General features: G+C 55.8%; 14 protein-coding genes, 1 tRNA gene and 1 pseudogene. 11 read left to right on the top strand and 5 right to left on the bottom strand.

The genetic code is table 11. From position 1 onward, the window contains the following. Positions 1-38 precede the first annotated feature (38 nt). Genes ACR0ER_RS06875 through arsB form a run of 4 tightly spaced genes read left to right on the top strand, consistent with a single transcriptional unit; the run spans position 39 to position 4,178 of the window. Positions 39-872, top strand: coding sequence for an arsenate reductase/protein-tyrosine-phosphatase family protein (locus tag ACR0ER_RS06875; protein WP_480768280.1), 834 nt, complete (start codon positions 39-41; stop codon positions 870-872). Then, on the top strand, positions 869-1,867 hold the full coding sequence (locus ACR0ER_RS06870) for an ArsJ-associated glyceraldehyde-3-phosphate dehydrogenase (RefSeq protein ID WP_480768279.1): 999 nt from the start codon (positions 869-871) through the stop codon (positions 1,865-1,867). Before ACR0ER_RS06875 ends, ACR0ER_RS06870 begins: the two co-directional genes overlap by 4 nt. Next, complete coding sequence (arsJ, locus tag ACR0ER_RS06865) at positions 1,864-3,129, top strand: organoarsenical effux MFS transporter ArsJ (protein WP_480768278.1); 1,266 nt, start codon at positions 1,864-1,866, stop codon at positions 3,127-3,129. The genes ACR0ER_RS06870 and arsJ overlap by 4 nt, the downstream gene beginning before the upstream one ends. Then, positions 3,126-4,178: an ACR3 family arsenite efflux transporter gene (gene arsB, locus ACR0ER_RS06860; protein WP_480768277.1), complete on the top strand. Its 1,053-nt coding sequence runs from the start codon at positions 3,126-3,128 to the stop codon at positions 4,176-4,178. Before arsJ ends, arsB begins: the two co-directional genes overlap by 4 nt. 18 nt (positions 4,179-4,196) lie before the next feature. On the opposite strand, the gene ACR0ER_RS06855 is transcribed toward arsB, so the two are convergent. Continuing rightward, the gene (locus tag ACR0ER_RS06855; RefSeq protein ID WP_480768486.1) at positions 4,197-5,210 is read right to left on the bottom strand and encodes a LacI family DNA-binding transcriptional regulator; all 1,014 of its coding nucleotides are present in this window, start codon (positions 5,208-5,210) and stop codon (positions 4,197-4,199) included. 217 nt (positions 5,211-5,427) lie between these two features. Here ACR0ER_RS06855 and ACR0ER_RS06850 point away from each other — a divergent pair, with 217 nt between their 5' ends. The 5 genes from ACR0ER_RS06850 (at position 5,428) to ACR0ER_RS06830 (ending at position 10,662) form a co-directional block, all read left to right on the top strand. Further along, positions 5,428-6,732, top strand: a complete 1,305-nt coding sequence (locus ACR0ER_RS06850) for an extracellular solute-binding protein (protein WP_480768276.1) — start codon at positions 5,428-5,430, stop codon at positions 6,730-6,732. Between the two features lie 72 nt (positions 6,733-6,804). Then, positions 6,805-7,686, top strand: coding sequence for an ABC transporter permease subunit (locus ACR0ER_RS06845; protein WP_480768275.1), 882 nt, complete (start codon positions 6,805-6,807; stop codon positions 7,684-7,686). Positions 7,687-7,697: 11 nt separating this feature from the next. Next, entirely contained in the window at positions 7,698-8,591 is an 894-nt protein-coding gene (locus tag ACR0ER_RS06840; protein WP_480768274.1) for an ABC transporter permease subunit, read from the top strand. Positions 8,592-8,602: 11 nt separating this feature from the next. Then, complete coding sequence (locus ACR0ER_RS06835; protein ID WP_480768273.1) at positions 8,603-9,649, top strand: ABC transporter ATP-binding protein; 1,047 nt, start codon at positions 8,603-8,605, stop codon at positions 9,647-9,649. Continuing rightward, positions 9,646-10,662, top strand: coding sequence for an endonuclease/exonuclease/phosphatase family protein (locus ACR0ER_RS06830; protein WP_480768272.1), 1,017 nt, complete (start codon positions 9,646-9,648; stop codon positions 10,660-10,662). Before ACR0ER_RS06835 ends, ACR0ER_RS06830 begins: the two co-directional genes overlap by 4 nt. A 328-nt stretch (positions 10,663-10,990) precedes the next feature. On the opposite strand, the gene ACR0ER_RS06825 is transcribed toward ACR0ER_RS06830, so the two are convergent. Both ACR0ER_RS06825 and ACR0ER_RS06820 read right to left on the bottom strand, forming a co-directional pair. Further along, complete coding sequence (locus ACR0ER_RS06825; RefSeq protein WP_480768271.1) at positions 10,991-11,677, bottom strand: LamG-like jellyroll fold domain-containing protein; 687 nt, start codon at positions 11,675-11,677, stop codon at positions 10,991-10,993. A 165-nt stretch (positions 11,678-11,842) separates the two neighbouring features. Next, positions 11,843-12,985: a helix-turn-helix transcriptional regulator gene (locus tag ACR0ER_RS06820; RefSeq protein WP_480768270.1), complete on the bottom strand. Its 1,143-nt coding sequence runs from the start codon at positions 12,983-12,985 to the stop codon at positions 11,843-11,845. Between the two features lie 631 nt (positions 12,986-13,616). Here ACR0ER_RS06820 and ACR0ER_RS06815 point away from each other — a divergent pair. After that, positions 13,617-14,834: pseudogene (locus tag ACR0ER_RS06815) on the top strand (IS3 family transposase). A gap of 131 nt (positions 14,835-14,965) precedes the next feature. Beyond that, on the top strand, positions 14,966-15,799 hold the full coding sequence (locus ACR0ER_RS06810; protein WP_480768269.1) for a class I SAM-dependent methyltransferase: 834 nt from the start codon (positions 14,966-14,968) through the stop codon (positions 15,797-15,799). 665 nt (positions 15,800-16,464) lie between these two features. On the opposite strand, the gene ACR0ER_RS06805 is transcribed toward ACR0ER_RS06810, so the two are convergent. Together ACR0ER_RS06805 and ACR0ER_RS06800 are read right to left on the bottom strand one after the other, a co-directional pair. Continuing rightward, positions 16,465-16,605: a hypothetical protein gene (locus tag ACR0ER_RS06805; protein WP_480768268.1), complete on the bottom strand. Its 141-nt coding sequence runs from the start codon at positions 16,603-16,605 to the stop codon at positions 16,465-16,467. Positions 16,606-16,933: 328 nt separating this feature from the next. Next, positions 16,934-17,010, bottom strand: a tRNA-Met gene (locus ACR0ER_RS06800). Positions 17,011-17,039: the final 29 nt, after the last annotated feature.

Raw genomic sequence — 17,039 nt, 5'->3', positions numbered from 1 at the left:
GCTTGTCACACAATTTTTATTTCTATATTTCATGAAATATGATAGAACAGATAACCGATCAACTTGCCATCCTCGGCCACCCGCAGCGCATCTCGGTGTTTCGCATGTTAATGCGACGCTTTCCTGACACTGTACCCGCAGGAGAACTGGCGGCAGAGCTGGATATCAAAGCCAGCACCCTGTCGAACTATCTGAACGCACTGCAGCGTTCGGGGTTGGTGACGCAGGAACGGTCGGGAACGTCCCTGCTCTACTCGGTCGATATGAAGAACGTGCAGCACATGCTGGATTTTCTGGTCCTCGATTGCTGCCGTGGCCGCCCTGACATCTGCATGCCTTTCAGCCAAGGAAATGACACCATGACGGACCGCAAGTTCAATGTACTGTTTCTGTGCGTGGGCAACTCCGCCCGCTCGATCTTTGCCGAATCGCTGCTGCGCGAACTGGGCAGCGATCGGTTCAACGTCTATTCTGCTGGAACCCAGCCGACATCGGCGCTCCATCCCTTTGCCGTGCAGGTGTTGAAAGACAAGGGGCACGACACCTCGGTGCTGCGCTCGAAACACATGTCCGAGTTTGCCGCGCCGGACGCGCCGGAAATGGATTTTGTCTTTACCGTCTGCAACCAGACCGCCAACGAAGAATGCCCGGCGTGGGAAGGCCAGCCAATCAGCGGCCATTGGGGCATGGTTGATCCGGTCAAGGCCACCGGCACCGATGCCGAGAAAAGCCTGGCCTTCCAGAACGCTTATGGCGCGCTGAAGCGTCGGATCGAGGCCTTTACCTCTCTGCCGGTCGAAAGCCTTGATCGGATCGCATTGCAAACTGCTGTCGATGACATCGGCAGGACGTCACTTGAGGACACGAAATGACGACTTACGCTGTAAACGGCCTGGGCCGGATGGGAAAACTGGCCCTGAAACCGTTGCTGGAGAAGGGCGCAAAGATCGCCTGGATCAATGACGGGGTTGGCGACCCCGAGATGCATGCGCATCTGCTGGAGTTCGACACGGTGCATGGTCGCTGGGATGCCGAGTTTTCCCACGACGCGGAAAGCGTCACCATCAACGGCACCCGCCTGCCCTTTATCGGCACCAAGGACCTGAACGATCTGCCTTTGGATGGCGTGGACGCGGTGATCGACTGCACCGGCGTTTTCAAGACCGAGGCCAAGCTGGCCCCCTATTTCGAGGCGGGTGTAAAAAAGGTTGTTGTCTCGGCGCCGGTCAAGGATGGCCCCACCGCCAATATGGTCATGGGTGTGAACGAAGACGTCTATGATCCGGCCACGCATCACATCGTGACGGCGGCCTCCTGCACCACCAACTGTCTGGCCCCGGTCGTCAAGGTCATTCACGAAAACCTCGGCATCCGCCACGGCTCGATGACCACGATCCACGACGTGACCAACACGCAAACCATCGTGGACCGCCCGGCCAAGGACTTACGGCGCGCGCGTTCGGCGTTGAACTCGCTGATTCCGACCACCACCGGCTCGGCCACCGCGATCACGCTGATCTATCCAGAATTGAAAGGTCGCCTGAACGGCCATGCGGTGCGGGTGCCGTTGCTGAACGCCTCGCTGACTGATTGCGTGTTCGAGGTTGAACGCGAAACCACCGTTGAAGAGGTCAATGGCTTCTTCAAGGCTGCCGCCGAGGGCGAGTTAAAGGGCATTCTGGGCTTTGAAACCCGGCCTCTGGTGTCGACCGATTACACCAATGACGAGCGGTCTACGATCGTCGACGCACCCTCGACCATGGTGGTGAACGGGACGCAGGTAAAAATCTATGCGTGGTACGACAACGAGATGGGCTATGCCCACCGTCTTGTCGACGTCGCGCTGAAGGTTGGGGCATCGCTGTGACAACCCGGCCCGAAGGACTGTCGGCCTATATCGCGGTCACGGCGGCCTATTGGGCCTTTATGCTTACCGACGGAGCCCTGCGGATGTTGGTGCTGCTGCACTTTCATACGATGGGGTTCTCGCCGGTTCAGTTGGCGTATCTGTTTGTTCTTTATGAAATCGCGGGCATGGGCACCAACCTTGCAGCGGGCTGGATTGCGGCGCGGTTTGGGCTGACCTCAACACTCTACGCTGGGTTGGCGTTGCAGGTTGGGGCGCTACTTATTCTGACCCAATTAGACCCTAATTGGGCAATTCCGGCCAAAGTTGCCTTTGTGATGATCGTGCAGGGGGCCAGCGGCGTGGCCAAGGATCTGGCCAAGATGTCCTCGAAATCCGCAGTGAAACTTCTGGCGCCGACCGAAGGTGGTGGGCTGTTCCGCTGGGTTGCTGTTCTGACCGGATCGAAAAATGCTGTCAAAGGCCTGGGCTTCCTGCTGGGGGCCGCTTTGCTGGCGACGCTGGGCTTTGTCTGGGCCACGCTGGCCATGGCGATTGTGCTGGCGGTCATTCTGGTTGCCGTCATCCTGTTCATGCCTCCGGGTCTGCCCAAGGGGCGCAAGGGTGCGAAATTCTCTGAGGTTTTCTCGAAATCCTCCAACGTCAACTGGTTGTCGGCGGCACGGGTGTTTCTGTTCGGCGCGCGCGACGTGTGGTTTGTGGTCGGTATCCCGATCTATTTCTATGCGGTCCTGTCCGACGGCACCGAGGAGGGCAACCGCGCGGCCTTCTTCATGATCGGTACCTTCATGGCCGTCTGGGTGATCCTTTACGGAGCCGTTCAAGCCAGCGCGCCCAAAATCCTGCGTGCGTCCGAGCGCACCGAGGGCGACCTGATCCACACCGCCCGCAGCTGGGCCGCCGCCCTGTTCTGCGTTCCAGCGGCGTTGACGGTTGCGGTTCTGGTGTCCCAAGGGCCGCAGACATGGCTGACAGTCACGCTGGTACTGGGACTGTTGGTGTTCGGGGCGATCTTTGCGGTCAATTCCTCGCTGCATTCCTACCTGATCCTGGCCTTCACCAAATCCGAGCGGGTGACAATGGATGTGGGGTTCTATTACATGGCCAACGCAACGGGCCGCCTTGTGGGCACCGTGCTGTCGGGCCTGACCTATCAAATCGGCGGGCTGTCTCTGGTTCTGGGCACCGCGGCCGTGATGGTCGCACTTGCGGCGCTGACCTCGGGCAAGCTGACCGATCAAACAACTGAGGCATACACATGAGTATCTTCGAGCGCTACCTGACCGTCTGGGTCGCATTGGCCATGATTGGCGGAGTTCTGATCGGTCTGGCCGCGCCCGGGCTGGTGGGTCTGATCGCCTCAGCCGAGGTGGCCAGTGTCAATCTGGTGGTGGCCCTGCTGATCTGGGCCATGGTCTATCCGATGATGGTCGGCGTTGATTTCGGCGCGGTTGCGGGCGTGGCGCGCCAGCCGAAAGGGCTGATCGTGACGTTGGTGGTCAATTGGCTGATCAAGCCCTTCACCATGGCCCTGCTGGCGGTGCTGTTCTTCGACTATGTCTTTGCGCCGTGGATTCAGCCCGAGGATGCCGCGCAATACACTGCCGGTCTGATCCTGCTGGGCGCGGCCCCCTGCACCGCTATGGTATTTGTCTGGTCACAACTAACCAAAGGGGATGCGACCTATACGCTGGTGCAGGTCTCGGTGAACGATCTGATCATGGTCGTGGCCTTTGCCCCTATCGTGGCCTTTCTGCTGGGCGTCACCGATATCTCGGTGCCATGGCAGACGCTGGTGCTGGCAACCGTGCTTTATGTGGTGCTGCCCCTTATCGCGGGGCTGATAACGCGACGGAAACTGGGATCGCAGGACGCCATTGACGCGTTTTCGGCTCGAGTGAAACCGTGGTCGGTGGTGGGCCTGATTGCCACCGTGGTCATCCTGTTTGGCCTGCAGGGGCAAACCATTTTGGCCAAACCGCTGGTGATTGTCCTGATCGCCGTGCCGATCCTGATCCAAAGCTACGGCATCTTCGCCCTGGCCTACGGAGCGGCCTATGCATTGAAAGTCCCCCACCGTATCGCCGCCCCCTGCGCCATGATCGGTACGTCGAACTTCTTTGAACTGGCCGTCGCCGTTGCCATCAGCCTGTTCGGCCTGAACTCGGGCGCGGCGCTGGCAACTGTGGTTGGCGTTCTGGTTGAAGTGCCGGTGATGCTGTCACTGGTGGCCTTTGCCAACCGAACCCGTGCCCGGTTTCCCGAGCCCACCGGGGTCGACGCGCTGGATGCGGGAAAACTCAACCCCTAGCGCGGGCACCTCATGTGATCAGTGGGTTCCGCGCGGCATGAAATAGGGATCGATCAGAAGGGTTTCGCTGGGCCTCCCAGGCTCGGACAACCGGCGTTCCAGCAAGTGGATTACGTGCTCGACCGCCTCATCGATGGGGTTATTTACGGTGCTCAGGTTAAAGGTGGGCCACCCGGCCATCTCGATATCGTCGAAGCCCACAATCGACAGCGCGCCCGGCACATCCAGACCAAGCTCCCGTGCTGCGGTCAGCGCGCCGATTGCGCTGGCGTCATTGGCACAGACCAGCGAATCAAGACGGTTGCCCCGCAACAGGGTCATCGACGCATCATACCCGACCTCGACGGTAAACTCGCCCGCCTCTTCCGCGATCAGCGGCAGCCCGGCCTGATCCAGTGCCTCGATCAAGCCTGCCCGGCGATCGGCAGATGAGGCAAAACACTCCGCTCCGGCAATGAACCCGAACCGCTTGCGCCCCCGGTCGATAAGGGCCTGTGTGGCGATGCGCATCCCCTCGGCGTTCCGGCAGCACACGTTATCGACCCCCGGCGCATCCACGATCCGGCCGGATGAGATCATCGGAACACCGAACTTGCTGCATTGCTCGACCAGCGCGCCGGGCATACTGCCACCGCGCAGAATCAGAGCATCCAGCGGGTATCGCATCACCTGATCAATGGCTGCTTTTGCTCGGTCGTCACCGCCATCAATCAGAATTGGCCACTTGTTCAACGCGTTTAGCTGACCCACCAAACGGTTCACGAATTCAGAATCGTAGGTGCTGCGCATGTTGCCGACAAAAACCGCTACAAGATGCGACCGACCACCTTTCAACCCCGCTGCCAGAGCGTTGGGCTGATAGCCCATGCTCGCGGCCATGTTGTGGATCTTCGTTCGTTTGTCCGCATCAAGATAAGCGCCCGGCGTGAAAGCCCGCGAGACGGCGGAACGGGACACTCCGGCCGCGTCGGCAACGGCTTGCGCCGTCACTCGGCGGGGCCTTTTGGCAGGTTTGGCGTTGTCGTCCTCCACGTCCAAGCTGTCGTCCGTTTTCGCGTAATTTGTCAATATTGCTAAAAAAGTTTCACCCAACTGTCACACGATCCGCGTACGTGACCACGTGTGCACATCCTGTGCATTGTGCCCGGGTTTTTCCCCGATTGCATCAGACTTTTCACGACGAGGGCACGTCCCCTCAGCACGGCGTATCTGCCAACAATCGGGGCTGCTCCCGAACCGGAGGATCGAAATGACCAACTTCACGTTCAGCGCAACCGCTGCCGCTGTCGCCTTTTCCGCGACCGCAGCTTTTGCCGAAACCGAAATCACCTGGTGGCACGCGATGGGCGGCCAGTTGGGCGAAACCGTCAACAAAATCGCCGAGGATTTCAACGCCTCGCAGGACGACTACAAGATCACTCCGGTCTATAAAGGCAGCTACGAAGAGACACTGACCGCAGGTATCGCCGCCTTCCGCGCGGGCGAGCAGCCCAACGTCATGCAGGTGTTCGACGCCGGCGCCGCAACCGTCATCGGTGCCAAGGGCGCGACCATCCCGGTTCAGGATCTGCTGGCCGAAAACGGCATTGAATTCGACATCAACGATTACATCGCCGGTGTCCGTTACTTCTATGCAGACAGCGACGACAAGATGATCGGAATGCCGTTCAACTCGTCGACCCCGATCCTGTATTACAATGTCGACGCTCTGGAAGCCGCAGGCGTCACCCCGCCGAAAACCTGGGAAGAGTTCCAATCTACCACCGCTCCGGCGCTGAAAGACGCGGGCTATATCGCACTCAGCCAGTCGCACCTGCCCTGGATCTTCACCGAGAACTTCATGTCGCGCCACGACCTGCCGTTCGCGACAAACAACAACGGCTATGACGGCACCGACACACAAATCCTTGTCAACAACGACGCGATCAAGGCGCACTTCACCGCCGTGTCCGAGTGGAACGAAAATGGCCTGTTCGAATGGTACGGCACCGGCTGGAGCGACAACGCCAAACCATTCGAAGAAGGCAAGGTTGCCATGTGGCTGGGCTCGTCGGGTTCGTTTGGTGGTCTGTTGCAGAAAGACCTGGGCTTCGAATTCAGCGCAGTCGAGCTGCCCTATTGGGAAGCTGTTACCGCCGAGCCGACCCAAACCTTCATCGGTGGCGCCGCCCTGTTCGCCATGTCGGGCAAGTCGGACGAGGAGAACAAGGCAACAGCCGAGTTCTTCCGCTTTCTCACCGCGCCTGAAACCCAGTATTTCTGGCATCAGGAAACCGGTTATGTGCCGATCACCGAGGCCGCCTATGAGCTTGCAAAGTCGGATGGTCACTATGATCGTTTCCCGGCCGCCGAAATTGGTGTGAACCAGCTGCAGGACAAAGCGGGCGACAACACCAAAGGCTACCGCATGGGGTTCTACGTCCAGATCCGCGACATCATGAATCGCGAATATGGCCGTATTCTGACCGGTGAAACCGACGTGAATACCGCCTTCGAGACCATCGAAGCAGAAGCCAACGCACTGCTGGCCCGCTTCGCCAAAACCCAAAGCTAAGCTTAGGGATCACCCCCAGGATGGTCGCGTCGTTCAGGCGCGGCCGTTCCCCTTTTTCGTATCGGACCACTCATGAAACGCGCGGGCTTCGACAATATCTGGTTACCTGTGGCGCTGCTGCTGCCACAATTGATGATCATAGCCATCTTCTTTTACTGGCCTGCGGGCTGGGCTTTGCAATCATCGTTCTACTTACAGGACCCGTTCGGGTTCGGATCAACCTTTGTCGGGGCGGACAATTACACTTCGCTGATCGGCAACGATCACTACATGCGCGTCGCATGGTTCACGGTTGTCTTTTCTATTCTGGTTACCTTTTTTTCACTGGCCATTGCGCTGTTGCTGGCGGTCAAGGCGGACAAGGTGCTGCGCGGGGCCAAGTCTTACCGGACGCTGCTGATGTGGGTTTATGCCATCGCGCCGCCGGTGGCAGGCTTTCTTGGCATTCTGTTCTTCGACCAAAGCACCGGTCCGATGACCAGGTTCTTCCAGATGTTCGGCTGGGATTTCAAACTGGGCGTTGATTACAACGCCACGGCCACGGCGATGATCATCGTGTCGGTCTGGAAACAGATCCCGGTCAACTTCATCTTTTTCCTGTCTGGCCTGCAATCCATCCCGCGTTCCGTGCGTGAGGCCGCGATGATCGACAATCGCTCGGCCACCGGACGTTTTTGGCAGGTCACCTTCCCGCTGCTGGCGCCGACTGCGTTTTTCCTGCTGATCATCAACATCACCTACGCCCTGTTCGACACATTCGGCATCATCGACGCACTGATGAAAAGCAACCCGGGCAACAACCCGATGACGCTGGTCTACAAGGTCTATCTGGACGGCTTCCGGGGCAATGATCTGGGCGGTTCATCCGCGCAATCCGTGGTTCTGATGGTGCTGGTGCTGGCGCTGACCGTTTTTCAATTCCGGCTGGTTGAACGCCGGATCCACTATACCTGAGGGGGTATATCATGGCTGACACAACGCTTGAAGCACCCGCCGCCACCCGTCGCCCCCGCCGCGTTCGGTGGGAGACGGTCGGAGATCATGTCGTTCTGATCCTCGGATCTCTGCTGATGATGCTGCCACCGCTGATCGCGCTCACCACAGCCAGTCATGATGCGGTGACGATCCACCGCGAAGGGCTGCAACTAACGCTGGGCAACGATCTAGGCAAGAACTTCAACAACGCCCTGTTTGAAAAAGGCGGATTCACCAAGAATGTGAACGGCATGTTGATGCTGATGAACTCGTTCATTCTGGGTATCGGCTTTGCCGTGGGCAAGATCATCATCTCGATGATGGCCGCCTATGCGATTGTCTATTTCCGCCTGCGTTTTGCCACGCTGGCCTTCTGGATCATCTTCACCACCCTGCTGCTGCCGCTTGAGGTGCGCATCCTGCCCTCATACGAGGCGATCCAAAAGCTGGGCCTGACCAACACCTATACTGGCCTGATTGTGCCGCTGATCGCTTCGGCCACTGGCACGTTCTTCTTTCGTCAGTTCTTCTTGTCCGTCCCTGAGGAACTGGCCGAAGCCGCCCGCATCGACGGAGCAGGTCCGTGGAAGTTCTTTATCGACATCCTCGTGCCGCTGAGCCGGACGATGATCGCAGCGATTTTCATCATCATGTTCGTCTTTGGCTGGAACCAATATCTGTGGCCGACTCTGATCACCACGGATGAAAGCTTTTTCACGCTGGTCCGGGGCATCAAGCAGATCGTTCTGACCTATACGGACGCCAACATCCCTGAACACGGACAGGCTCTGGCACTGGCCATCGTGGCAATGATCCCGCCCGTGGCCATCGTCATCTTTTTCCAAAACTGGTTCGTCAAGGGCCTCACAGAATCCGACAAATAAGGAATACGCGCATGGCTCAGGTTTCATTAGAGGGCATCCGCAAGGTCTATCTCAACGGCTTTCAGGCTGTTGAGAGCACCAGCTTCATCATTCAGGATGGCGAGTTCGTCGTTCTGGTCGGCCCCTCGGGCTGCGGAAAGTCCACACTTCTGAGGATGATCGCGGGGCTGGAGGATATTTCCGAGGGCACACTGAAAATCGGCGACCGGGTGGTTAATGACGTGGACCCGGCGGATCGGGACATCGCGATGGTGTTCCAGAACTATGCTTTGTACCCGCATATGACGGTGCGCAAGAATATCGGCTACGGGCTGAAAAACCGCGGCACGCCCGCAACCGAGATCGCGGCCAAGGTGGAAGATGCCGCCAAGATGCTGAACCTGACCGAGTATCTGGACCGCAAACCGGCGCAGCTATCCGGCGGCCAGCGTCAACGTGTTGCCATGGGCCGCGCGGTGGTCCGCGATCCGGCCCTGTTCCTGTTTGACGAACCGCTGTCCAACCTCGACGCCAAGCTGCGCAACCAGATGCGGATCGAGATTAAGGCCCTGCAGCGCCGCCTTGGCACCACCGCCGTCTACGTCACCCACGATCAGGTCGAGGCGATGACGATGGCCGACCGCATCATCGTTCTGAACGAAGGTCGGATCGAACAGATCGGCACCCCGAACGAAATCTATCACAACCCAGCCTCGACCTTTGTCGCCTCGTTTATGGGCGCGCCGCCGATGAACCTGATCGAGGCCGAAGTGGCCGAACAGCAGGTTCGGATCAACGGGTATGACGGGTTGATGCCCGCCCCCGCCGCCTATGTCGGCCCGGTCACGATGGGCGTCCGTCCCGAGGATGTGGAGCTGGACGATCAGGGCTCCGTCACCTTCCGCGTTGATATTCTGGAAGAACTTGGTGCCCACCGCCTGCTGCATGGTACGATTGCGGAACAACCCTTTACGGTAATGGTTGGCAAGGATGAGGACGTCCAAACTGGCGAGACCCGCGTCACCCTAAAACCCGACGCCTTGCGGCTGTTCGATGCGGAAACGGGAAAAACCCTGTGATCACTGACGTTTTGAATGTTCTTCCCGCTGTAACCCCGGATCAGCGCCGGGAAATTCTGGCCGCCCCACGCACGTCCGAGGCGCACCGGGGCCTGTTGTCCGGCCTGCCCGCGATGAACGCGCTACAAGTGGGGGGAGGCAGTTCGGCTGCCCAACTTCCCGCGCAATTTACCGTCGCGGCCTGGAATGTGGAACGCTGCTTGTTTCCTAAAGACACCGCCACCCACCTGAAACCGATCAACCCGGACGTAGTGCTGCTGTCCGAGGTCGATCACGGCATGGCCCGCACCTCTCAACGTCACACGACCGAAGAGATGGCGCGCGCCCTGGGTATGGTCTACGCCTTCGGGGTCGAGTTTCACGAGCTTGATCTCGGCGGCCCGACCGAGCGGGCGTTCTGCACTGATGAATTTAACGAACACGGCTGGCACGGCAACGCGATCCTGTCCTCGGTGCCGTTTGAACGCACCGACCTGATCCGTCTGGACGACCATGGCCACTGGTTCGCCCCCCAAGCCGGAGCGGCAGATCCCGAACAACCCCGCGTCGGCGGCCGGATGGCCATCGCCGCCGTGATTCCTACCGCCAGCGGCCCCGTCTGCGTGGTCTCGACCCATCTGGAAAGCAATGCGGATGCCGCACTAAGGCACGCACAATTTGACCGTCTGCTACAGGCTGTCGATACATTCGCCCCCGGTCTGCCGGTCCTTATCGGTGGAGACCTCAACACTGGTAACCACCTTCCGCCCGATTTCGACTGGCGGCAGGAGACCCTGTTCAATCTGGCCGAAGGTCAGGGCTATTCTTGGGCGTTCACTCCGCCGGGTCTCACGACGCGACCAAGCCTGATCACGCCGCACCCGGACCGGAAAATGAAGCTGGACTGGCTGGCAGGCCGTGGGTACGCGCCGGTTGAAAGCGGAATTCTGACCTCGATTTCCGCCTCGGGCACCCCCTTGTCGGACCACGATTGCGTCTGGAGCACCGTCAGACCGCAAGAAAAGTCAGATTAAAACTAGCGGCCGCGTCAGGTAACTCCCTCATTCTCGTTTTGACGTAGGATGCTATTATTATTACTATAATGTTAGAAAACTGTTTCATTGGATTCCTGCAACAAAGGGTAAACTAAATCGAATACTGCAGGAATCCTGAGCATAGTGTTGTAGCAGAAATATCAACAAAGGCTTGTATTAAGCATCAAAAGAGTAATCGTATGGGGTTGACTCTGATCTCACTAACGCTTTTTTCAGCTTACTGCCTGTTCGAGTCAGCGCTTTCCGGAGGAATTTCATGAAACTCCCCAATCGCGCTGATTACAAAAGCACTGCTTGGGGATGATGCCTAACTCTTCTGTGCCCGAGTTACTGTCCTGCGTCGGCGAAGGAAAGCTAATCCAGCAAAACCACCAATTAAAAGAATACTCGACGGTGGCAACGGTACAGGAGCCAGCACGACATCGCTAAAAACGGTTTTTACTTCACCAGAGCCCAGTGCGCCATCAAAAACGAGGAAGTTGTCGACTTGCCCCTGGAAGTACTCATTAAATGGCGTTGCTCCTGGCATATTAAATTGGGTACCAATTCGCGTCGGTGTTGAACCGCCAATTGAAATGGTCGTTGCAGATGAAAAAACTTCAGTCCCGTCTAGGTATAGCTTTGTTCCGACCCCTATTTCACTTGTGACCACGTAATCATGAAACAGCCCGTCCGTTGGGGTGGGTGTTGAAATTGCGCCAAATTGATCTGTGAAACGCACCTGTCCGTTGATATTGCCTACATAAAAGCCCGGTCCACCCGAAGTCCCTTGCGAGACTATTTCATGTATTCCAGATTGCGAAGTACGCGAGTTCAACGCCTGAAATGCCAATGTGAAGTCGCTTCCGTCTGTGGGAAGCAAATTACCTGACATCTGGAGGTAGTCATTCCCTCCATCCAAGTTAAGCACGCCGCCCGATACAGCGGCACCACCAATTAGGTTTCCCGTTGCTGATCCAACTTCGTCGTTCTCGTCCGTATCGAAAGTGAACATGTGCTGCAGTGTTGCAGCGCTTGCAGTGCCCACCGGATAAAGTAGAATGCATGCAGAAATCAGACACGTTCTTAACATTTTAACATTACCCCCAACTCGAAATTGCACACCGCATCATGTCGCAACAAATGACCTTGCGTCATCCCCTATGTGGAGGATTGACCGTCAATTTCGGATTGGAGGGCGGGCAGACAGCGCAAGACGAACAAGGTCCAGACGGGATTTACAGGCCAATTTTGCAGTAGAGGATTTGATCTGATCCCGCGTGGTATTGAGGCTTGTCGAACGGAGTTGGGCTATTTCTTCGGTTGTTGTGCCTCGGATGATATGTTCGCAAACCTCCAGCTCGGCAGGGCTCAGAAGATCAAAGGCTTCAAGACCTGAAACATTGAGGCAGTGTGAGTCTTCTGGGTCAATCAATACAAATAATGCCAGGGTTGCGGGGGCAACCTCGCTTTCCCGAATTGGCGCGGCTTTTGCGATGACAGGTAACCTGCCTGAACGCCGACGAAGTGACGTAATGAGGTGTTCCGGGCGCGCGCGTGTGTCGAGTGCCGACCTAAGAATTGACCGCAATGCGTCGGTTTCACTCGGCAATGCCGCGCCAACGGTCCCACTATGATCAGTTAGTGAATCACTTTCTGCAGCAGTCTCTTTGAACGCTTGGTTGGACACCAATATGCGGCCATCAGCCTTACACAATGCCACCGCAAAATCGAGTGCATCAAAGGCGTCCAATAGTGCTGCGTAACTTCGGGTAAGACCCCGTATTATTCGACCAGCCTCTATCGAATTTGACAGGATTGGTACCATGTCATCCATAAGGCCGCGCACTCTCGTAGGAATCTCAGCACCGAACTGCGCCATGTGTAACGCACCAATATCCGCCCAAGGACCGACATCGTTCATTTTTGCCACGTTGCGGCTTTTTGATTTTCCAGCCGCCAGTACGCGATCTCGAAAAGGGTTCTCAGGTAAGAACTGGTCATGTTCGAGATCGTAAAGCTCGAACTCAGAATAGAATTTTCCGGATGGCTTCCGCGCGAAACGTGAATACCCCTCCATTTCTTCGACTGGTATGAGGGTTGGCGACTTCGTTACCTCAATCACTTCTCGGCCATGAATGGAAAACTCGTAAGAGCTGTGGAAGATTTGGCTTCCAAAATCCTCGAAATCATACTCGAAAATCATAAAAGCTGTTGCATTGCCAATCAACGACACCACCTGATCGCAAACCTCAGGCCACAATTCAGGCCGGTAGGAGGCTTCGACAATACGTACGACCAGATCCGAGAAATTTTTATCCATAAGAAACACCTAGAAGGACGTAATTATGGAATTCACACCGCCACTAGGTCAAATTAATTTGTTGGACCAAAGATCTTCTAATCAATTTTTCACATACAGCCATCGATTGCTAATAAAGTGCGAAATCGTCTCTTTTATCACATCTCAAAGGACTCCGATTGTGGACATATATCCTGTTTGATCCAGATTTTCTGATGGCTTCCGTTGAGCTTATTTGTTTCCAGATCGACAAGCAAAATAATAACGCATTGGCGACCCCAGCAGGAATATTTTCTGTTTACGTTGGCATTTTTATATTTAATTGCAGAACCTGATATCAATCACTGTACTATTTGTGCCACTCTTTGTGCCACCTATCCGAGGTTTTGTGGAGGACTCTACGTCACAACTGAATTCTTCGATGCGAAAAATGCTGGCCCCAACCAAGTGATAGGTGTTTCGTCAAACGACCGCTTAAATGTGGAAACGCTCGCCAAGGTTTCTGGGTTTGTCCAAGTTGCTCAAGTTCGAAGAACCGGAGAGAACTTAATAAATGGGCTATGATGTGGACATGCTATATTTACAGATTGTGACTGAGCCCTTGAAACTCTTCCTGATTTGCATAGAACCCGCCCAACTGAAGGACGGACAAATGAAGACGAGATTCACTGACGAGCAGATCATACAGATGATCAAGGAGCAGGAAGCTGGCGAGAAGATGGCTGACGTGTGCAGGCGCTACGGGATCAGCCAGGGCACCTATCGTAAATATAAGCCGAAGTACGGTGGCATGGAACCGTCGGATGCCAAGAAGCTCCGGGCACTGGAAGCCGAGAATCAAAAGCTGAAGAAGCTGTTGGCCGAACAGATGCTCGACAACACGATGCTGCGGGATGTGAGCACAAAAAAGTGGTAGCGCCCGATGCCAAGCGGAAGGCGGGGGCACATTTAATGGGGGTTCATCGGGTGAGCCAGCGTCGGGCGCGTGCAGCCCTGAATGTGGATCGCTCAACGGTTCAGTATCAATCCCGCCGGGTCGGTGACGACAAACTGCGCGATGCGATGAAGGCGGTGGCAAAGGAGCGGCGCCGGTTCGGTTGTCGCCGGCTGCATGTCTTGGCACAGCGCCAAGACTGGCAGATGAACCACAAGAAGTTCAGGCGACTCTACCGCGAAGAAGAGCTTCTGGTGCGTCGTAGAGGCGGCCGGAAGCGTGCTTTGGCACCAGAAGACCGTTGGTTGTGCCGGATAGCCCGAACCAACGCTGGAGCCTGGATTTCGTCTCCGACGCTTTGACCTATGGTCGCGGGTTCCGCATTCTGGCCGTGGTGGATGACCATACTTGCGAAAACCTGGCTCTGTTGGCTGACACGTCCCTTTCAGGTTTGCGTTTCACACGCGCATTCGACCGGTTGATTGAACAAACAGGCCAGCTTGGCGCAATCGTATCTGACAATGGCAAGGAGTTCGCCAGCATGCTGTGCACAAGTGACTGCAGGAGACCGGGTTCGATTAGTATTACACCGCCCCAGGCAAACCTCAACAAAACGCGTTCATCGAAAGCTTCGACGGCGAGCTGCGCGATGAATGCCTGAACGAGACGCTCTTCAGCTCATTGGCTGAGACCCGTGACACGCTGAACGCGTGGCAGGAGGACTACAACACCCACAGACCACATGCGGCTCTCGGAAACCTGACGCCCAGAGAATATGCAAAGAAAACGATGATGGAAAAATGGTCGCTTGACGCCATCAAATCAAACCCAAGGACTCTCCCCAAGGTGGAGGAAACTTGGGGCTCAGGTCAATTACCTTTGTATTTACGTCCAGAAACGGAAGACTTGCACAAAAGTTTGCCACTTGTGAAATGACGGTTGATTCTTTTCAGGCTCCGGCCTAGTCGATATAAAGAAAGGACCAGCTATCGAGCTATGGAGGTCAGTTTAGAGGACAGACTTCAAGCCATGCTTTTCCAATAAGTTTTTTCATGGAGACACAGATAATGTCGGAAGAACAGACTGCAACTAGCGCTAGTACCAAACTGCTTTCTGACACAGACCTGCGCACACTATTTGAAAGCAAACAATACGACCAGATTGACTTTGGTTGTAGCAACGGAGGATCGTTGGCGTATGGACAGAAAGATCTGGGCGGATCTAGCGGTATTGGTCTTGATATAAACTGTTCAAAGGTAGAGCAGACACGAAATGCGGGTTACGATGCGGCTTTGGCTGATGTTACTCAACTAAAGGCCCAACCCAACAGCGCTCGGTTTGTCACGATGATGGACTTTCTCGAGCACTTGCCAAATGTTGATTTAGCGGGAAGCTGTATCGAAGCCGCCTGTGAGGCAGCAACAGACTTCGTATTCATAAGACAACCCTGGTTTGACAGCGACGGTTACCTTTTTGAGAATGGACTAAAGCTATACTGGTCCGATTGGGCAGGGCATCCAAATGCGATGACGTCACTAGAACTCTATCGTATGATCTCTCGTGTAAATTCTGCTCGTCGGTGGCGCATCTATTCAAGAACACCCGTCACCGACAGTTCAGACACCTGCGTCCATCCTTATGATGCGCCCCCAAATCAGCATAACTATGACGCGGATCTTCATGGACCAAAACCCACAATCGAATTCTCTCAACCCGTCTATCGGCAGATCGGAGCGATCATACTGATGAAAGATGATCCGGAATTGCTTGCTGATCTCGAAGCGAAAACAAAATGGACAGATCTTATCTACGATAGTTCTGGCGACATGCGCTTCAACGAAAAAGCGGTTGAACAGCCCGCCAAGAAGAAACGAAAACTGACATCTTTGTTCGGCGGTTGAACGCGATCAGCGACTCGGCAGAGATCATGAAAAACGTTTATCAGCAGCGGGAGGATGTCTTAGTGGGGCTGTTGTTCGATATAAACTAGAACAACCGGCAACTGTCGCCTGCTTGTACCACTACATTTTCTGCCAGAGACTTATGGGCGTCAGTAGTGGACAAGCCCTATTGAGATCAACGGTGTGTCAGTATGAATTGCAATAAAATATACTGCGATCCATCCTCGTTCTTTGATGTGAATTAGTCTCGATGTGATCTGACACCGCCCCCAATTCTTCAAATTGGATTGGGGGCGGTGGTTTCCTTGAAGGGAGATGGTTGTCCGATTTGATGGTGGTGCCAACCAAACCATCGAAACGAGGAAACCACGATGTTGAATACTACCGCCAAGATCATCAAACACAAAACTGGCTTGCTGAATCTGGCCGAGGAGTTGGGCAATGTCTCGAAAGCCTGTCAGGTGATGGGCTAACCCTAAGCACATGGCGCTGCACCAAACGCTATCCGCTGCCCTACGTGAAGGTCGGGCGCCTGGTACGTTATCGCGTCTCAGACGTCGAGGCGTTTGAAATCTCTCGCCTTCAGGAGATGGCCGCCAATGACAACTGACACCGCCAACCTGATTGGGCAGTGGAGCTTTACGGCTCCCGCCCAAGAACACCCGCTAATTAGTGGCACTCTTAATCACGCCGCGATAGCCATCAGAGGTTTCGCGGTGATCGGTTCCAGGCACAACCTGACCAGCAGGCAAGCCTTTTCCGTTGCCAGCCTTGCGGCTGACCTGCGTTCGTACATCGATGTTCATGGGATTAGCTCGTCGTTATGCGGGGGCTAGACGGCGCGCACTTATACGTTACGTTACCTAGAGACTTGCTGGCACCAAGCCGCCGAGACCTTGGCGACCCGCGCCCATGCGCTTGGCTGGCGTGTATCCCTTCTTCCCCCGCCTGACGGCTTCGATTGGAACGATGTACTATCCGGAAAGGAGGTGACTGCATGAACCCCTCGCCCAAAATTCACAGCTTCACACCGGATTGGCCCACCCCGGCACCGCTGTAGCACCGAGCGCGGGCGCTCCAAACGCAGAAAGCGCCCCTTGGGGCGCTAAGTGTTTGATATCTGACGCTTTAGGTTGGTTGCGGGAGTAGGATTTGAACCTACGACCTTCAGGTTATGAGCCTGACGAGCTACCGGGCTGCTCCATCCCGCGTCAGTGTCAGTTATTGTATCATCGTTTAG

Source organism: Ruegeria sp. CH8, from assembly GCF_056536985.1.
The sequence above is the reverse complement of the archived record's forward strand: the minus strand, read 5'-3'. Positions and strand labels throughout refer to the sequence as shown.

Coding starts and splice junctions, on each gene's coding strand:
- ACR0ER_RS06845 (WP_480768275.1), top strand. CDS start 6,805: ATGAAACGCGCGGGCTTCGACAATATCTGGTTACCTGTGGCGCTGCTG.
- arsB (WP_480768277.1), top strand. CDS start 3,126: ATGAGTATCTTCGAGCGCTACCTGACCGTCTGGGTCGCATTGGCCATG.
- ACR0ER_RS06810 (WP_480768269.1), top strand. CDS start 14,966: ATGTCGGAAGAACAGACTGCAACTAGCGCTAGTACCAAACTGCTTTCT.
- ACR0ER_RS06820 (WP_480768270.1), bottom strand. CDS start 12,985: ATGGATAAAAATTTCTCGGATCTGGTCGTACGTATTGTCGAAGCCTCC.
- ACR0ER_RS06850 (WP_480768276.1), top strand. CDS start 5,428: ATGACCAACTTCACGTTCAGCGCAACCGCTGCCGCTGTCGCCTTTTCC.
- ACR0ER_RS06825 (WP_480768271.1), bottom strand. CDS start 11,677: ATGTTCACTTTCGATACGGACGAGAACGACGAAGTTGGATCAGCAACG.
- ACR0ER_RS06870 (WP_480768279.1), top strand. CDS start 869: ATGACGACTTACGCTGTAAACGGCCTGGGCCGGATGGGAAAACTGGCC.
- ACR0ER_RS06805 (WP_480768268.1), bottom strand. CDS start 16,605: ATGAACATCGATGTACGAACGCAGGTCAGCCGCAAGGCTGGCAACGGA.
- ACR0ER_RS06835 (WP_480768273.1), top strand. CDS start 8,603: ATGGCTCAGGTTTCATTAGAGGGCATCCGCAAGGTCTATCTCAACGGC.
- ACR0ER_RS06875 (WP_480768280.1), top strand. CDS start 39: ATGATAGAACAGATAACCGATCAACTTGCCATCCTCGGCCACCCGCAG.
- ACR0ER_RS06840 (WP_480768274.1), top strand. CDS start 7,698: ATGGCTGACACAACGCTTGAAGCACCCGCCGCCACCCGTCGCCCCCGC.